The following is a 296-nucleotide window of genomic DNA, read 5'->3' as shown; positions in this document are numbered from 1 at the left end:
GGCCCGCAGACTGCGGTGGTGGTCGGGCCCAAGGGCGAGGAGATCTGGACCGACCAGTACGGCCGGGTCAAGGTGCATTTCCATTGGGACCGCCACGACCAGTCCAACGAGAACAGCTCCTGCTGGATGCGCGTCTCGCAGGCCTGGGCCGGGAAGAACTGGGGCTCGATCCAGATCCCGCGGATCGGCCAGGAAGTGATCGTCAGCTTCCTCGAAGGCGACCCGGACCGGCCGATCATCACCGGGCGGGTCTACAACGCCGAGCAGACGGTGCCCTACGAGCTGCCGGCGAACGC

Annotated in this window: 1 protein-coding gene; it reads left to right on the top strand. The window is 67.2% G+C overall.

Going from position 1 to position 296, the window contains the following annotated elements; all coding sequences use genetic code 11:
- Positions 1-296: type VI secretion system tip protein TssI/VgrG (gene tssI, locus HMPREF2716_RS07155; protein ID WP_141762305.1), on the top strand; the 296-nt coding region annotated here is incomplete at both ends.

Origin of the sequence: Pseudomonas sp. HMSC076A11 (genome assembly GCF_001810205.1) — a bacterium.
GTDB lineage: Bacteria > Pseudomonadota > Gammaproteobacteria > Pseudomonadales > Pseudomonadaceae > Pseudomonas > Pseudomonas aeruginosa.
Note: the sequence above shows the minus strand (reverse complement) of the source record. Positions and strands in the feature narration are given on the sequence as shown.